The sequence below is a fragment of the Telluria sp. AIW5 genome, from assembly GCF_056680575.1.
On sequence record NZ_CM155289.1, the window covers coordinates 3104240 to 3119194 of the forward strand.

The 14955-nt window shown below is 65.8% G+C and carries 19 protein-coding genes; 11 read left to right on the top strand and 8 right to left on the bottom strand.

Annotated elements, in window-relative coordinates; translation table 11 throughout:
* Positions 1-2: 2 nt before the first annotated feature.
* From AC1MEM_RS13750 to AC1MEM_RS13780, 7 genes are read left to right on the top strand one after another with little or no spacing between them, the layout of a single operon-like run.
* Positions 3-1187, top strand: coding sequence for a beta-ketoacyl-ACP synthase (locus tag AC1MEM_RS13750; RefSeq protein ID WP_499471256.1), 1185 nt, complete (start codon positions 3-5; stop codon positions 1185-1187).
* Complete coding sequence (locus tag AC1MEM_RS13755; protein WP_499471258.1) at positions 1184-1657, top strand: hotdog family protein; 474 nt, start codon at positions 1184-1186, stop codon at positions 1655-1657. The genes AC1MEM_RS13750 and AC1MEM_RS13755 overlap by 4 nt, the downstream gene beginning before the upstream one ends.
* On the top strand, positions 1654-2397 hold the full coding sequence (gene fabG, locus AC1MEM_RS13760; RefSeq protein ID WP_499471260.1) for a 3-oxoacyl-ACP reductase FabG: 744 nt from the start codon (positions 1654-1656) through the stop codon (positions 2395-2397). Before AC1MEM_RS13755 ends, fabG begins: the two co-directional genes overlap by 4 nt.
* Positions 2394-3617, top strand: a complete 1224-nt coding sequence (locus AC1MEM_RS13765; protein ID WP_499471262.1) for a beta-ketoacyl-ACP synthase — start codon at positions 2394-2396, stop codon at positions 3615-3617. Before fabG ends, AC1MEM_RS13765 begins: the two co-directional genes overlap by 4 nt.
* A gap of 25 nt (positions 3618-3642) precedes the next feature.
* Positions 3643-4230, top strand: coding sequence for a hypothetical protein (locus AC1MEM_RS13770; RefSeq protein WP_499471264.1), 588 nt, complete (start codon positions 3643-3645; stop codon positions 4228-4230).
* Positions 4231-4259: 29 nt separating this feature from the next.
* Positions 4260-4706: an excinuclease ATPase subunit gene (locus AC1MEM_RS13775; protein WP_499471266.1), complete on the top strand. Its 447-nt coding sequence runs from the start codon at positions 4260-4262 to the stop codon at positions 4704-4706.
* 17 nt (positions 4707-4723) lie between these two features.
* Positions 4724-5347: a 4'-phosphopantetheinyl transferase family protein gene (locus AC1MEM_RS13780; protein ID WP_499471268.1), complete on the top strand. Its 624-nt coding sequence runs from the start codon at positions 4724-4726 to the stop codon at positions 5345-5347.
* A 12-nt stretch (positions 5348-5359) separates the two neighbouring features.
* Here AC1MEM_RS13780 and AC1MEM_RS13785 read toward each other — a convergent pair whose 3' ends face one another.
* Positions 5360-5953, bottom strand: a complete 594-nt coding sequence (locus AC1MEM_RS13785; RefSeq protein ID WP_499471270.1) for a LuxR C-terminal-related transcriptional regulator — start codon at positions 5951-5953, stop codon at positions 5360-5362.
* A gap of 106 nt (positions 5954-6059) precedes the next feature.
* On the opposite strand from AC1MEM_RS13785, the gene AC1MEM_RS13790 reads away from it, so the two are divergent.
* From AC1MEM_RS13790 to AC1MEM_RS13800, 3 genes are all read left to right on the top strand, one after another.
* On the top strand, positions 6060-6758 hold the full coding sequence (locus AC1MEM_RS13790; RefSeq protein ID WP_499471272.1) for a CoA transferase subunit A: 699 nt from the start codon (positions 6060-6062) through the stop codon (positions 6756-6758).
* A gap of 35 nt (positions 6759-6793) precedes the next feature.
* Entirely contained in the window at positions 6794-7444 is a 651-nt protein-coding gene (locus AC1MEM_RS13795) for a 3-oxoacid CoA-transferase subunit B (protein ID WP_499471274.1), read from the top strand.
* Positions 7445-7694: 250 nt separating this feature from the next.
* Positions 7695-8093: a hypothetical protein gene (locus AC1MEM_RS13800; RefSeq protein WP_499471276.1), complete on the top strand. Its 399-nt coding sequence runs from the start codon at positions 7695-7697 to the stop codon at positions 8091-8093.
* 33 nt (positions 8094-8126) lie between these two features.
* Here the strand turns inward: AC1MEM_RS13800 and AC1MEM_RS13805 are convergent, their stop codons facing one another.
* From AC1MEM_RS13805 to AC1MEM_RS13820, 4 genes are all read right to left on the bottom strand, one after another.
* Entirely contained in the window at positions 8127-8513 is a 387-nt protein-coding gene (locus tag AC1MEM_RS13805; protein WP_499471277.1) for an energy transducer TonB, read from the bottom strand.
* A 90-nt stretch (positions 8514-8603) separates the two neighbouring features.
* Positions 8604-9221, bottom strand: coding sequence for a PAQR family membrane homeostasis protein TrhA (gene trhA, locus AC1MEM_RS13810; protein WP_499471279.1), 618 nt, complete (start codon positions 9219-9221; stop codon positions 8604-8606).
* Between the two features lie 108 nt (positions 9222-9329).
* On the bottom strand, positions 9330-10604 hold the full coding sequence (locus AC1MEM_RS13815; RefSeq protein WP_499471281.1) for a TonB family protein: 1275 nt from the start codon (positions 10602-10604) through the stop codon (positions 9330-9332).
* Complete coding sequence (locus tag AC1MEM_RS13820; RefSeq protein WP_499471282.1) at positions 10601-10984, bottom strand: BlaI/MecI/CopY family transcriptional regulator; 384 nt, start codon at positions 10982-10984, stop codon at positions 10601-10603. The genes AC1MEM_RS13815 and AC1MEM_RS13820 overlap by 4 nt, the downstream gene beginning before the upstream one ends.
* Positions 10985-11160: 176 nt before the next feature.
* On the opposite strand from AC1MEM_RS13820, the gene AC1MEM_RS13825 reads away from it, so the two are divergent.
* Positions 11161-11409 (top strand): hypothetical protein, encoded by a 249-nt coding sequence (locus AC1MEM_RS13825; RefSeq protein WP_499471284.1) that lies wholly within the window; start codon positions 11161-11163, stop codon positions 11407-11409.
* Between the two features lie 4 nt (positions 11410-11413).
* On the opposite strand, the gene AC1MEM_RS13830 is transcribed toward AC1MEM_RS13825, so the two are convergent.
* The 3 genes from AC1MEM_RS13830 to AC1MEM_RS13840 form a co-directional block, all read right to left on the bottom strand.
* Positions 11414-11872, bottom strand: a complete 459-nt coding sequence (locus tag AC1MEM_RS13830; RefSeq protein ID WP_499471286.1) for a YciI family protein — start codon at positions 11870-11872, stop codon at positions 11414-11416.
* Positions 11873-12096: 224 nt separating this feature from the next.
* Positions 12097-13398, bottom strand: coding sequence for a dicarboxylate/amino acid:cation symporter (locus tag AC1MEM_RS13835; RefSeq protein ID WP_499471288.1), 1302 nt, complete (start codon positions 13396-13398; stop codon positions 12097-12099).
* A 233-nt stretch (positions 13399-13631) separates the two neighbouring features.
* Complete coding sequence (locus AC1MEM_RS13840; protein ID WP_499471290.1) at positions 13632-14921, bottom strand: metal-dependent hydrolase family protein; 1290 nt, start codon at positions 14919-14921, stop codon at positions 13632-13634.
* Positions 14922-14955: the final 34 nt, after the last annotated feature.

Below are 14955 nucleotides of genomic sequence, written 5' to 3' on the forward strand. Positions count from 1 at the left end.
AGATGATGATTTACCTGAACGATTGCGCGCTGGTCTGCGCGCTGGGCGCCGACCGCGACACGATCCGCCGCCGCCTGCTGGACGAGGCGGCCAGCGGCCTGACGCTGTCCGACGCCTGCTCCCCTGGCCGCACGCTGCCGCTCGGCCGCGTCGAGGCCGCGCTCCCTGGCGTCGACCACCTGCCGCTGCCGCTGCGCAGCCGGAACAACGCGCTGGCCCTGGCCGCGCTGGCGCAAATCCGGCCCGCGGTGGACGCGGCGATTGCCCGCTACGGCGCGGGCCGGGTCGGCGTCATCGTCGGCACCAGCACCTCGGGCGTGGGCGCGACCGAGAGCGCCATCGCCGCGCACCTGGCCAGCGGAGAGCTGCCTGCCGGCTTTCACTACGGCCAGCAGGAAATGGGTTCGCCCGCCGCGCTGCTGGCGCATGAACTGAAGGTTACCGGTCCGGCCTGCGTCCATTCGAGCGCCTGTTCATCGAGCGCGAAGGCGCTGGCCAGCGCCGCGCGCCTGGTCCGCATGGGCCTGGTGGACGCGGTCGTCACCGGCGGCGTCGACACCCTGTGCGGCTTCACGGTCGCCGGCTTTTCGGCGCTCGAATCGGTCAGCCCCGTGCAATGCAATCCGCTCGGCGCGAACCGCAAGGGCATCAACCTGGGCGAGGGCGCGGCCCTGTTCCTGATGAGCCGCGAGCCGGCCGCAGTCGCCCTGTGCGGCTGGGGCGAGTCGTCCGACGGCCACCACATGTCGGCGCCGGATCCGAACGGCGGCGGCGCGCGCATCGCGATGAACGAGGCCCTGCGCCGCGCCGGCATCGACGCGGGCGCCATCGACTACATCAACCTGCACGGCACCGCGACGGTGCAGAACGATGCGATGGAGTCGCGCGCCGTGGCCGACCTGTTCGGCACGCAGGTGGCCGTCAGTTCGACCAAGCCCTTCACCGGCCACACGCTGGGCGCGGCCGGGGCGGTCGAGGCAGCGTTCTGCTGGCTTGCGATGCAGGACGATAACGAGGAAGGGATCTTGCCGCCGCACCTGTGGGACGGCGAGCGCGATGCCACGCTGCCGGCGCTGAACCTGGCGCAGCCGGGCCAGCGCCTGGGCCGTCCGATCCGCTACGCGCTGAGTAACTCGTTCGCCTTCGGCGGCTCGAATGCGGCGCTGGTGTTCGGGAGGTTGCCATGAGTGTGCTCGTGACTGCGCTTCCCGACATCCACACGCTGGTGCCGCACAGCGGCGCCATGTCGCTGCTGGGTACCCTGCTGGCGGCCGATGCCGAGACCCTGGACGCCCAGGTGCGCATTGGCCCGGACTCGATGTTCTGCAGCGGCGGGGAAGTGGGCGCCTGGGTCGGCGTCGAATACATGGCGCAGGCGGTGGCGGCCCACGCGGGCTTCGCGGCGCGCCAGCGCGGCGAACCGGTGCACGTCGGCTTCCTGCTCGGCACCCGGCGCTATGCCTGCGCGCTGCCGGCCTTCGCGGTCGGCAGCGTATTGAATATCCACGTGCAGCGCGCGCTGCAGGGCGACAACGGCCTGGGTGCGTTCGACTGCCGTATCACCGACGGGAAGGATGGGACTGAGCTGGCGAGCGCCACGATCACCGTCTTCCAGCCCGATAACGTAGAAGAGTTTTTGCAACGGAGTTCCGAATGAGTAGTAAGGAGAAGAGTGTGCTGAGTGTCCTGGTCACCGGCTCTTCGCGCGGCATCGGCAAGGCGATCGCCCTGCGCCTGGCGCGCGAGGGCTATGGCGTGGTCGTGCATTGCCGCAGCCGGCGCGATGAGGCCGACGCTGTCGCGGCCGAAATCGCCGCCGGCGGCGGCAGCGCGCGCGTGCTGCAGTTCGACATCGGCGAGCGCGAGGCCACGGCCGCCGCGCTGGCGGCCGACATCGAGGCGCATGGCTGCTACTACGGCGTGGTCTGCAACGCCGGCGTCGCGATCGACACGGCTTTCCCGGCGATGACCGGCGAAGAGTGGGACCAGGTGCTGGGCACCAACCTGGACGGTTTCTTCAACGTCCTGAATCCGCTCGTAATGCCGATGGTCCAGCGCCGCAAACCCGGCCGCATCGTGACCATGGCCTCGGTATCGGGCCTGGTCGGCAACCGCGGCCAGGTGAATTACAGCGCGGCGAAAGCCGGCATCATCGGCGCGACCAAGGCGCTGGCGCTGGAACTGGCCAAGCGCAACATCACCGTCAACTGCGTGGCGCCAGGCCTGATCGAGACCGACATGATCGGCGAGGTCCCGATGGAAGAAGCGCTCAAGATGATTCCCGCGCGCCGCGTCGGCCGTCCCGAAGAAGTGGCGGCGGCGGTCAGCTACCTGCTGTCGGAAGACGCCGGCTATGTCACCCGCCAGGTCATTTCCGTGAATGGAGGTCTCGCATGAACCACCGCGTCGTCGTCACCGGCATGGCCGGCATCAGCCCGATCGGCAACGACTGGGCCACGGTCCGCGATCGCCTCGGTTCCTACCGCAACGCCATCGTCCACATGAACGACTGGTCCGATTACGATGGCCTGAACACCAGGCTCGGCGCCCCGGCCGCGCCGTTCGCGCTGTCCGAGCGCTACAACCGCAAGACCACGCGCAGCATGGGCCGCGTCGCGCTGCTGGCCACGCGCGCCACCGAGCTGGCGCTGCTCGACGCCGGCCTGCTCGACGATCCGCTGCTCACCAGCGGCCGCATGGGCGTGTCCTTCGGCTCGTCCGCCGGCACGCCGAGCGCCATCGGCGACTTCGGCCGCATGATGGAAGAGCGCACCACGCGCGGCATCAACGCCACCACCTACATCAAGATGATGGCCCACACGGCGCCCGTGAATATCGGCGTCTTTTTCGGCCTGACCGGACGGGTGATCACGACCTCCTCGGCTTGTACCTCGGGCAGCCAGGGCATCGGCTATGCGTACGAGGCGATCAAAAGCGGCCGCCAGACGGCCATGATCGCCGGCGGCGCCGAGGAGCTCTGCGCCACCGAAGCCGCCGTCTTCGACACGCTGTTCGCCACCAGCACGCGCAACGACACGCCGCAGGCGACGCCGCGTCCCTTCGACGCCGGTCGCGACGGCCTGGTGATCGGGGAGGGCGCCGGCGCCCTGATCCTGGAAGAGCGCGAACACGCGCTGGCGCGCGGCGCGACCATCTACGCGGAACTGGTGGGCTTCGGCACCAACAGCGACGGCACCCACGTGACCCAGCCGAATGCCGCCACCATGAAGATGGCGATGGAACTGGCGCTGCAGGACGCGGGCCTGGCACCGGAAGCGATCGGCTACGTGAACGCGCACGGCACCGCGACCCAGCAGGGCGACCTGGCCGAGACCCAGGCCACGGCCGCGCTGTTCGGCCCGCGCATGCCGATCAGTTCCCTGAAGAGTTACATGGGCCACACCCTGGGCGCCTGCGGCGCACTCGAGGCGTGGTTCAGTATCGAGATGATGCACGAGGGCTGGTTCGCCCCGACCATCAATCTCAGCCAGGTCGACCCCGAGTGCGGGGAGCTCGACTACATTCGCGGCGAGGGACGCCGGCTCGACTGCGAATACATCATGTCGAACAATTTTGCGTTCGGCGGCATTAATACGTCGCTGATTTTCAAACGGTAGTCCTCCAACACTTCAAGGGAAAATAATGAAAAACGCGCGTCGCGCACTGCTGGTCGCCTCAGCCCTCGTCGCCCTGCCGCTCATCCAGGGCTGTGCCACCAGCATCAAGGCATCGTCGACCAACAACCCCGCACCGGCCACGGCCTTCTCGCAGTATGGCCGCATCGAGGTCAGGCCGGTCGCCTTCAAGGCCGGCTACAAGGGCAACACCGCCGCGCTGGCGAAGATCGGCGCCAACCTCGAGAAGGACCTCGCACCATCGCTGCAGCAGTGGAACAGCCGCCCGGCGAATGGCCGTACCCTGACCGTCGAGCCGATCGTCGAAGAGATGTCGTTCAAGAGCACGACCAAGCGCGTCTTCCTCGGTCCGCTCGCCGGCAGCTCGGGCGTCCTGATGCGCGTGACCTTCCGTGACCAGGCTGGCAAGGTCATCGCGACGCCGGAATTCTTCCAGCGTTCGAACGCGATGAGCGGCGGCTTCTCCCTGGGCGTGAACGACAACATGATGCTGACCCGCGTCGCCAGACTGGCAAGCGACTATGTGATCGCCAACTACGAAGACGCCGTCGGCGGCCCGTCGGGCGCCGACGACAACGCCGTCGCCGCAAACTGATCCCACCCACTCTTTCGAGGAACAACAACATGAAAAAAATCGTCCTGAGCATCGCCATCGCCGCAGCCGCCGCCGGTAGCACCCTCCCTGCGCAAGCGCGCGACACGAAGCTGATGCTGCCGCTGGCCGGCGCCATGGCCGACAACGACGCCCAGGGTCGCCTGGGCGACACGGTGAAGTTTTACTTCGGCAACGCAAAGACGCCGAAAGTGCTGCAGAAGCTCGGTACCGACCAGACCAGCCAGAAGACCAATTCCTTCGGCAAGAGCGCGGAAAAAGCCTGCAACTGGGCCTTCCTGTCGGCCATGCTGCGCTTGCAGGCGCGCGCCCGCGAACTGGGCGCGAACGCGGTCATCAACATTGCCAGTAACTACAAGAACGTGGAAGTGCTGAGCGACTCGGAGTTCGAGTGCCATGACGGCGCCATGATGTCGGGCGTTGCGCTCAAGGGCGACTTCGTCAAGATCGCGAACTAAAGCGAGCGGAGACGCCGGTGCCTGCACGCGGCGACACGCTGCTGTGGCTGGTCGACAGCGCGGCCTTGCCCGGGACTGCGCTGGAGGCCGGCCTGCGCTGGCTAAGCCAGGCCGAGCGCTTGCGCCATGCGCGCTTCGTGCGCGCCGAGCGGGCCCGCCAGTTCGTCGCCGGCCGCGTGCTGCTGCGGATGGCGATCGGCGAACTGCTTGGCGTGGCGCCAGGCACGGTCGAACTCCTCGAGCGGCCCGGCAATGCGCCGGCGCTGGTGTCTCCCGAGCGGCCAAGGCTGGGCCTGAGTATTTCGCACAGCGGGCCGTGGGTGGCCTGCGCGGTCAGCCTGGAGTCGCCGGTCGGACTCGACATCGAGCGCATCGATCCGGCGCGCGACCTGGTCGCCCTCGCCGAACAGGCCTTCGGGACGGAGGCCGCGGCGGCGCTGGCGGCGCTGGACGAAACGGCGCGCCTGCATGCCTTTTACCGTCAATGGTGCCGCCATGAGGCGCACATCAAACTGGGGCGCGAGGGCGCCCATGATCACTGTTTCGCGTTGCCCGGGCTGGCGCTCGTCCTGAGCAGCCCCCGGCCCCTGGAAGCGCAGCCGGCCGTGATCGACACGGCCGGGTTCATGAGCGCTGCCTGAGGAGCGGCCGCGCTAGCGCGCCACGCCCACCAGCTTGTGCACCAGTTCCGACGAGGTCGACGCCGAAAACTTGCGCATCAGTTTCGCCCGGTGCATCTCCACCGTGCGCGGACTGAGGTCGGTCTCGCGCGCGATCACCTTGCTGGTCTTGCCCTCGACCAGCAGCGCCGCGATCTCGCGTTCGCGCGGGGTCAGCGAGGCCGTGACCGGCCGCTTTTCGCTCACATCTTCGAAGGTCCACACGCCCGCGCCGAGCGGCTCGCTGGCGTTCAGCGCGCGCCCGGTCACGTGGCACCAGAACAGCTCGCCACCGCCGCGGCGCATGATGCGCTCGTCGGAATAACGGCCCCTGGCGTTCATGATCGGCACGATGCGGTCGCCCGTGCGCAGGAATTCGTCCATCGTCGGGTAGAGCACGGCAAACGACTGGCCGTCGAGGTAACCCCGGTCGTAGCCGAACATCGCCGCCAGCGCAAGGTTGCAGGACTGGATGACGCGGTTGACGGAGATGCACATGCCAACCGGTGCATGCTGGAAAATCATCTCGTAATCGATGGCGTAGGATGGATTCACTGGAAGCGTGTCTTGGTGCAAGGGCAGGGCCATGGCCGGTAGTTCTACGGTATTGTGCTTTGAATCGGCGTATTCTATGCTGGGATTCTACTCTGCGGTACATAAACGGCTGACAAGCCAATTTACAAAAGGGACGGGTATGAACAAAGTGTATCCTGATGCGGCATCGGCACTGGCCGGTATCGTTCAAGACGGCCAGATGATCGCCGTCGGCGGCTTCGGCCTGTGCGGCATTCCGGAAGCGCTGATCGAAGCGCTGCGCGACTCGGGCGTCAAGCAATTGACCGCCATCTCCAACAACGCGGGCGTGGACGGCTTCGGCCTCGGCCAGCTGCTGGAAACGCGCCAGATCAAGAAGATGATCGCTTCCTACGTCGGCGAAAACAAGGAATTCGCACGCCAGTTCCTGGCAGGCGAACTCGAGCTCGAATTCACGCCCCAGGGCACGCTGGCCGAAAAGCTGCGTTGCGGCGGCGCCGGCATTCCTGCCTTCTTCACCAAAACCGGCTACGGCACCATCGTAGCCGACGGCAAGGAAACGCGCGAATTCGACGGCGAGAATTACGTGATGGAACTGGCCCTCGTGCCGGACGTGTCCCTCGTGAAAGCCTGGAAGGCCGACAAGGCCGGCAACCTGGTGTTCCGCAAGACCGCGCGCAATTTCAACCCGAACGTCGCCACCGCGGGCAAGGTCTGCATCGTCGAAGTCGAAGAGCTGGTCGAGATCGGCGAGATCGATCCGGACCAGGTGCACACCGCGAGCATCTTCGTGCACCGCATCGTCCACAATCCGACGCCGGAAAAGCGCATCGAACAGCGCACCGTGCGCGCGAATTAAAAGACGATATTCAAGATCACCTTCGGAGACAGAACATGGCATGGACTCGTGATGAAATGGCCGCGCGCGCGGCAAAGGAACTGCAGGACGGTTTCTATGTGAACCTGGGCATCGGCCTGCCGACCCTGGTGGCCAACTATGTGCCGCAGGACATCGAAGTTTTCCTGCAATCGGAAAACGGCCTGCTCGGCATCGGCCCCTTCCCAACGGATGATGCGGTCGACGCCGACCTGATCAACGCCGGCAAGCAGACCGTGACGGCATTGCCGGGCGCCGCCTACTTCAGCTCGGCCGATTCCTTCGGCATGATCCGCGGCGGCAAGATCAACCTCGCCATCCTGGGCGCGATGCAGGTCTCGGAACACGGCGACCTCGCCAACTGGATGATCCCGGGCAAGATGGTGAAAGGCATGGGCGGCGCGATGGACCTGGTGGCCGGCGTCAAGCGCGTGGTCGTGGTGATGGAACACGTCGCCACCGCCAAGGATGGCGCGACCTCGCACAAGATCCTGAAAAAATGCGACCTGCCGCTGACCGGTGTCGGCGTGGTGGACCGCATCATCACGGACCTCGGCGTGATCGACGTCACGGACAAGGGCCTGAAACTGGTCGAACTGGCGCCGGGCGTGACGAAGGAACAGCTGGTCGAGGCGACTGCGGCTGAGCTGGACGTCTCGGCGGTCTGACGAGCTGAGAAGGCTGATGGCAGTGCGAGAGCCCGGCGGTTGCCGGGCTTTATTATTTTAGGCCGAAGCAAACAACGACTTGTCACAGAGGCAAACTAGCTCGTACACTGGGCTGAGCTTGGTGTCCGTTATCGGCCGGTCGATAGCAGACACCGGTAACAGAGCGTCCCCGCGAAAAGCGATCACTGGGCGTACACCGCCGCTTCGAACGCTACCAAGTCACTCCACTTTTTTCGATCTGCGAGAATCATTGAAAGCGCACGCTGGCATTCCGAGCATTTTGTCGTGGACGCAGATCGAACGCGTCGTAGCGACGATAACGATCGTCAACGCAGCGCTCGGCCTGATCGTGTGGATAGCCGCCGGCAGCGCGGGCGCCAGCCTGCTACTGCTCTCGCTGCTGGGCCTGCTGTCGGGCGTCCTTCCATGGCGAACGCGGCTGCCTGGGCACGCGCTTGGACTGGCATTCTATGGCCTGCAGCTCGCCGGCTACCATCCCTACCATTCAGCGGACGCCTACCCCTTGCGCGGCGCCTTGAGCCTGTCGGTCGTCGTGCACCTGCCTGGCGGCGTGTTGATCGTCAATGTGCTGGCGCTAGCGCTGTGTGCTGCAAGCGCAGCGCTGTTGTGGCGACGCGTGCGTATATAACCAGCTGAAACTGGTCATCGACGCGACGTCCGCTCAGTCCGTTTCGATCGTCCAGACGTAATGAACCGTAGTCCATTGCGCGACCGGTTGACCGGCGCTGGTGGCAGGTTTGAAGCGGCAGCCCTTCAGCGCATTCAAGGCAGCGTTGTCGAGCAAGGGGTCGCCACTCGAGCGATCGATCCGGCTCTCCGAAACGCGTCCGTCGGTCTCAACGAAAAAATTGAGATCGACCGTCCCTTGGCTTCCGCGCTGGGCCGACTCCATTGGATACCGGGGCATGCAGGAGGGATGAAACAGAGCAAGGGCACGCGATGGCACCGGGGCAGCCGGCGTTTGCACGGCGCAACTCGTCGTCGCCGCACTGGCAAGCAGTAGCGCCAAAGTGCTCAGGAACTTCGCTTTGTTTATCTCGCTGCGCATCACTTCCCCGGTCGTTGTTATGGCGGAGGCAGACAGCCGACCCGCTTCATATGGATGAGTTTATGTGACGCGCGGCTGCGCGCCCAGCAACTACAGCACGTACCAATAGATCGTGATGTAGTGCGCCACGCTCCCCGCCAGCACGAACAGATGCCAGATGCCGTGCGCATGGCGCAGGCGCGCATCGAGCACATAGAACACGATGCCGCCCGTATAGGCCAGGCCCCCGCCCAGCAGCCAGGCGAAGCCGGCGGTCCCCAGGCCTTCCTGCAGCGGCCCCAGCATCGTCGCCGCGGACCAGCCCATCGCCAGGTAGACCAGCATCGACAGCACCCGCGCTCCGCGGTGCGGCCGGGTTTCCTGCAGGATGCCGACAATCGCCAGGCCCCAGACGACCCCGAGCAGGAGCCAGCCTTCCCGGTTGGAGAACATCAGCATGCAGAAGGGCGTATAGCTGCCGGCGATCAGCAGATAAATGCTGAGGTGGTCGAAGCGCTGCAGCAGTTGCTTCAGCGATCCGCTGGCGCCATGGTAGGCGGTCGAGCAGGCGTACATCAGGACCAGCGAGACGGCATAGACGGCGGTGCTGAGCAAACCCAGGTGGCCGTTGGCGTTGAAGGCGCGCGCCAGCAGGGGGATGCTGGCGCCGAAGGCAAGCAGCGCTCCGCCGAGGTGGGTAATGGTGTTGAGCTTTTCGCCGTGTTGCATGGCGCCTCCCGGTGACAAGTCGGCCTCAGTGCTGCCGCCTCCTCATTCTATCGCGGGCGGATTTTTGCTGACTGATCCGGCAGGAACGCGTGCGGCCCTGTCGCTTTTTCACCCCAGCGACCAGACGTACTGGACCGGCACCCAGGCACGCGCCGGCTTGCCGCCCGCCAGCGCCGGCGTGAACCGGCACCTGGCGATCGCGACCCGCGCCGCTTCGTCGAGCGAGGCGTCGCCGCTCGACTTCGCCACCAGCGCTTCGGCCACGCTGCCGTCGGTATCGACCAGGAAGCGCAGCGTCACGGTGCCCTCGAGGCGCCGGGCGAGTGCCTCTGCCGGGTATTCCGGTTTGGCGCAGGAATCGAAGCGGGCAACCGGCCTGGTGGTAATGGCGTCCGGCCCGAGCGCGTCGGCGGGGGGTGTGGCCGTCCCGGCGCAGCCGGCGATGCAGGCGGTCGCCATGGCCAGCACCGGAAGCGCGGCTTTCCAGTTCATTGCCTGCGTTTCGGGACGAATCAGTCGTTTGATACGTGACATGAGATCTCCTCCGTTGGCCCCCTGGGCCAGGTGGTGGGTTGAGAACTGGAGACGTTCCAGCTCGGAAAGCGCAAGGGCCAGGCGCCGCGGTTCGCCCAGTTGCCTTGCCGCGATATCGTCCGCGATCAGTTCGCGCTCGACACGGATGCGGTGCGAGAGCCACCAGACCGCGGGGTGGTAGAACAGGATGGTTTCGATCAGGCTCTGCGCCAGGTTGACCAGGTAGTCGCCGCGCCGCACATGGGCCAGTTCGTGGGCCAGCAGGGCCTCCAGCAGATGGGGCGGCATGCCCGACAGGAGCGAGGCCGGCACCAGCACGACCGGGCGCCACCAGCCGGCGGTGACGGGACTCGTGAGCCCATCGACCACGCGCAGGCGCACAGCGCGCGTGATGCCGAACTGCGTTGCCATGGTCGACAGGCGCGCGTTCCACTGCGCATCGGTGCGCTGCGTGCTGGCCGCACGCCTGATCCACACCAGGCCGAGCGCCAGGCGCAGGCCGAGGGCGCCGGCGCACGCGGCCCAGCCGGTGACCACCCAGGCCAGGTGCGCCTGCAGGAAGCCGCGCCAACTGTCGCCCGCGGCGTCGCCCGAACCGGGCAGCATACCCGCCAGCACAGGAGTGCCGCTTGCGCCTGTCGCGCCGCCGTGCAGGCGTGCGATCAATTCGACCGCCGGCCACAGCAAGCACAGCAGCAGATGCATGCAGGCCACGGCATAGCGCGTCTGCGGGCGTGCCTTGCGTAGCCCGATCATCGCGCACGCGGCCTCCAGGCCGATCAATGCGCACTGCCAGCTTGAGTCGAGCAGGGTGGCGCCGACGTGGCCGACCAGTTCCTGTCCGGTCATTGCCCGTCCTCCTTCAGCAGCTTCTCGATCTCGGCGCGTTCCTTCTTCGAAATGCCGCTTTTCAGGGCCGCGAGTACCAGCGCCTTGGCCGAGCCGGCAAAGGCGCGTTGCATCAGGTCCCTGATCAAATTGGTCTGCAGCGAGTCCTGGGGCTGGGCCGGCGCGTAGACGTGCGAGCGTTCGCTCTCGTCGCGGGTCAGCAAGCCTTTCGTGTGCATGATCTGCATGAGGCGCAGCACGGTGGCATAGGTGACCTCGGGGCGCGTCTGTTGCATTGATTCATGTACCCGGCGCGCCGTGGCGGCGCCGAGCGGCCACAACACCTGCAGCAGGTCGAGTTCGGCCGCGGTCGGCTTGGGTGCATCGGCAGGCGTGGGCATGGCGCTTCCTTCGAGAAAACTGGCTGGATGAATCTAGATTATCTTGTCTAGAAAAGAATGTCTACGTTATTTTTGTGGCGCGCGCGCCTGCTCCGGAATAAGTAGACAGTTTTGTCTATAAACGATTATTCTCCCTGTTCAAAGACCACCGACAGGAGACGTCATGCTCAAACAACTTGCCTTCGTGGCTGCGCTGGCGCTGCCGGCGCGCCGAGATCATCGCCAGGGGCGCGCGCCGCAAGCTGGGCGCGGTCACGGCGGTAACGCCGGGCGGCGTGAAAAACATGGGCGCGGCGCTGGGCCTGGTGCGCGCCGACTACAGCGGCGGCCGTTCGCCGCCGGCGGATGCGGAGGCGCGCGATTTCCTGTCGGTCGATGCGTTGAAGCTGGTACAGCCGGTGGATGTGGTGTTCAGGCTGGAGTGAAGGGCTACTTTTTCTCGATCTTGCCGTGGACCTCGTTCACCATCATCAGCGCGGCCGAACCATAAAACTCGTGGAACTCGGCGGCCATTTCGCCGTTGATGATGACCGGGTCGGTGGCGACCCAGGTTTTCGCCGTCTCGATATCGGGCGTGTTGAAGACAAAGATGCCGCGCCGGCCTTCCTTGCCGTCGAGCGGGCCGGCCAGCACCAGTTTCTTTTCGCCGGCGAGCTTGCCGATGTTGGCGAAATGGCCCTTGAACATGGCGTCGCGTGCTTCGCCCGCGGGCATTTTTTTCGGGCCGGTTTTCAGGATGACCAGCACGTAGGGGCGCATGCCGCGCGCGTCGGCGCCGAGGGATTTGGCGAGTGCGGCGTCGTAGATTGGCGCCGTCGCCGGTCCGGCCGCGGTTGAGGTAAAGGGCAGGGCGAGCAGGGTCGCGAGGGCGAGGACGGGCAGGCGCATCGACGGGTCTCGGTTGGAATGATGGGCGCGAGCGTAGCATGGGGTTATGCGAACGGCAACAAGTATGGTTGCGGTCGGGTGCTCGTAGGCACGTACGCGTGGACTCTCGAGTCCACGCGGTACACCGCGCGCAAACCGCACGGCCATTCCTGGCGCCATAACACGTGCGGCCATAAAAAAACCGCGCCGAAGCGCGGTTTTTGGGAAAGGCGATCAGCTGAAAATCAAGCCGCTTCGCGCATCGCCGGCACGTGCTTGGCGTGCTCTTCGACATAGTGGCCCGACAGCACCGCATCCATGCGCTCGTGGTCCAGCTCGTTTTCCCACTTCGACACGACCACCGAGGCGACGCCATTGCCGACGAAGTTGGTCAGGGCGCGGCATTCGCTCATGAAGCGGTCGATACCGAGGATCAAGGCCATGCCGGCAACAGGAATCGTCGGCACCACGGCCAGCGTTGCGGCCAGGGTGATGAAGCCGGCGCCGGTGATGCCGGAGGCGCCTTTCGAGGTCAGCATGGCGACAGCCAGGATGGTCAGCTGCTGCAGCAGGGTCAGTTCGGTATTCGTTGCCTGGGCCACGAACAGGGCGGCCATCGTCATGTAGATGTTGGTGCCGTCCAGGTTGAACGAGTAGCCGGTCGGAACCACGAGGCCGACGACCGACTTCGAACAGCCGAGCTTTTCGAGCTTGCGCATCAGGGCCGGCAGGGCGCTTTCCGAGGAGCTGGTGCCGAGCACGATCAGCAGTTCTTCCTTGATGTAGGCGATGAACTTGAAGATCGAGAAGCCGGTCAGCTTGGCGATGGTGCCGAGCACGACGACGACGAACAGGCCGCAGGTCAGGTAGAACGAACCCATCAGTTTAGCCAGCGGGATCAGCGAGGCCAGGCCGTATTTGCCGATGGTGAAGGCCATCGCGCCGAAAGCGCCGATCGGGGCCAGCTTCATGACGATGTTCACGACGCCGAAGATGGCATGCGAGAAGTCTTCGATGATCTTCGTCGTTGGACGGCCGCGCTCGCCCAGCAGTGACAGCGCCGTGCCGAACAGGATCGCGATCAGGAGCACCTGCAGGATGTCGCCCTTGGCGAAGGCATCGACGAAGGTGTTCGGGATGATGTTGAGCAGGAAGTCGACCGTGCTCTGGTGCTTGGCCTTGTCGGTGTACTGGGCGATCGAGCTCGCATCGAGGTGGGCAACGTCGACGTTGAAGCCGGCGCCCGGTTTCACGACGTTGGCGACGATCAGGCCGATGGCGAGGGCGAAGGTCGAGACGACTTCGAAGTACAGCAGGGCCTTGCCGCCGACGCGGCCGACTTTTTTCATGTCCTGCATGCCGGCGATACCGGCAACGACGGTGCAGAAGATGACGGGGGCGATGATCATCTTGATCAGTTTGATGAAGCCGTCTCCGAGAGGCTTCATCTTGGTGCCGAGTTCAGGGTAGAACACGCCGAGCAGCACGCCGAGAACGATGGCGGTCAGCACCTGCACGTACAAAATTTTATAGAAAGGCTTTTTCATGACAACTCTTCATGAGAGGTTGGTGGTGTCGCCATGATCACCAAATCTCACTATAGCCGCTATTGTGGATATCCCCAACCCCGTGAATGCCGGTCATGCGCTTGCGTGATATGCGCAACACGACGGTACGAACGACGACGCTTCGGCTCGCCTGTACTTATCGCTCATATCAAAGTCGTGAATGATGCCGCCCACCCTGCGTCCTTGATCTCGGGTTCGCGAAGCCGGCAGCCTTACGGCCGGCGATACACCTTCCCGCCCTTCATCACGAACCCCACCTTGCGCAGCGCAGCGATATCGACCGTCGGATCGCCCTCGACCGCAACCACGTCGGCCAGCGCCCCCGGCGCCAGCTGGCCCAGTTCCTTGCCCTTGCCGAGTATCCCGGCCGCGACGACGGTGGCCGCGCGCAGCGCCTCCGTCGGCGTCATCCCGAGCCGCACCATCCACTCCAGCTCGCGCGCATTGGTGCCGTGGGTGAAGACGCCGACATCGCTGCCGTTGCCGATCACGACGCCGACCTTGCGCGCCAGTGCGAACGCGCGCGCCGCTTCCTGCATGCCCGCGGTCGGCGCGCCGCCGCGCACGTGCTTCTGGAAGTATTCGCCGATCGCTTCCGGCGCGGTGAGCGTCGGCACATAGGCCGTGCCGCGTTCCTTCATCAAACGGAAGGTCGCCTCGGAGGCGCCGTAGCCGTGCTCGATCGTGTCGACGCCGGCGAGCACGGCGAGCCGGATCGCCGCGTCGGTGCTGGCGTGCGCCGCCACCTTGCGGCCGGTGACGTGGGCGGCGTCGACCATTGCCTTCATCTCCTCGAGCGTGAAGGTGGGACGGCTGCTGCCGTCGACGCCGGTGCGGTAGTCGGCGTAGAACTTGATCCAGTCCGCGCCGTGCGCGCTTTGCTCGCGCACCGCCTTCGTCACCTCGGCGACGCCGGTGGCTTGCTGGGCGCCATAGGGAATTTCCATGTCGGGCCGGTAGCTGCGCTCGGCCGGGCCGTAGCTGAAGCTGGCCACGATCGCCTTCGTCGCGATCAGCAGGCGCGGGCCGGGCACCACACCCTGTTCGATCGCACGCTTGATGCCGACGTCGGCATAGTTCGCGCCTTCGGTGCCGAGGTCGCGCAGGGTGGTGAAGCCGGCCTGCAGCGTGTCCGCGGCGTGCTTGCCGGCCAGGAGGGTGCGGTACTCGACCTGTTCCTTGATCACCTGGTCGTCCCAGGTGGTCTCGTTATACGGATGCAGGAGCACATGCGAATGCAGGTCGATCAGGCCGGGGATCAGGGTCTGGCCAGGCAAGGAAACGCGCTCGGCATCCGGCGGTGCGCCGATGGCGTCCGCCGGACCCACTTCCTTCACGCGGCCATCCACTACCAGCACCGCCCAGCCGGCGTGCGGCCTGCCTTCGCCGGTCCAGACGCGGTCGGCGGAGAGCAGCAGGCTGCGTGGCTCGGCCGCGCACGCGCCGGCTGCGGCGATGAGAAGGAGGGTGGTCAGCGCAAATTTCCGGGTCCAGGTCCGCATGGCGTCGTCCGTCGAGTGATGAGAACGCCATCAT

Coding starts and splice junctions, on each gene's coding strand:
- fabG (WP_499471260.1), top strand. CDS start 1,654: ATGAGTAGTAAGGAGAAGAGTGTGCTGAGTGTCCTGGTCACCGGCTCT.
- AC1MEM_RS13815 (WP_499471281.1), bottom strand. CDS start 10,604: ATGACCGGACAGGAACTGGTCGGCCACGTCGGCGCCACCCTGCTCGAC.
- AC1MEM_RS13835 (WP_499471288.1), bottom strand. CDS start 13,398: ATGAAAAAGCCTTTCTATAAAATTTTGTACGTGCAGGTGCTGACCGCC.
- trhA (WP_499471279.1), bottom strand. CDS start 9,221: ATGCAACACGGCGAAAAGCTCAACACCATTACCCACCTCGGCGGAGCG.
- AC1MEM_RS13840 (WP_499471290.1), bottom strand. CDS start 14,921: ATGCGGACCTGGACCCGGAAATTTGCGCTGACCACCCTCCTTCTCATC.
- AC1MEM_RS13790 (WP_499471272.1), top strand. CDS start 6,060: ATGAACAAAGTGTATCCTGATGCGGCATCGGCACTGGCCGGTATCGTT.
- AC1MEM_RS13795 (WP_499471274.1), top strand. CDS start 6,794: ATGGCATGGACTCGTGATGAAATGGCCGCGCGCGCGGCAAAGGAACTG.
- AC1MEM_RS13765 (WP_499471262.1), top strand. CDS start 2,394: ATGAACCACCGCGTCGTCGTCACCGGCATGGCCGGCATCAGCCCGATC.
- AC1MEM_RS13755 (WP_499471258.1), top strand. CDS start 1,184: ATGAGTGTGCTCGTGACTGCGCTTCCCGACATCCACACGCTGGTGCCG.
- AC1MEM_RS13805 (WP_499471277.1), bottom strand. CDS start 8,513: ATGCGCAGCGAGATAAACAAAGCGAAGTTCCTGAGCACTTTGGCGCTA.
- AC1MEM_RS13750 (WP_499471256.1), top strand. CDS start 3: ATGATGATTTACCTGAACGATTGCGCGCTGGTCTGCGCGCTGGGCGCC.
- AC1MEM_RS13770 (WP_499471264.1), top strand. CDS start 3,643: ATGAAAAACGCGCGTCGCGCACTGCTGGTCGCCTCAGCCCTCGTCGCC.
- AC1MEM_RS13820 (WP_499471282.1), bottom strand. CDS start 10,984: ATGCCCACGCCTGCCGATGCACCCAAGCCGACCGCGGCCGAACTCGAC.
- AC1MEM_RS13830 (WP_499471286.1), bottom strand. CDS start 11,872: ATGCGCCTGCCCGTCCTCGCCCTCGCGACCCTGCTCGCCCTGCCCTTT.
- AC1MEM_RS13775 (WP_499471266.1), top strand. CDS start 4,260: ATGAAAAAAATCGTCCTGAGCATCGCCATCGCCGCAGCCGCCGCCGGT.
- AC1MEM_RS13785 (WP_499471270.1), bottom strand. CDS start 5,953: ATGGCCCTGCCCTTGCACCAAGACACGCTTCCAGTGAATCCATCCTAC.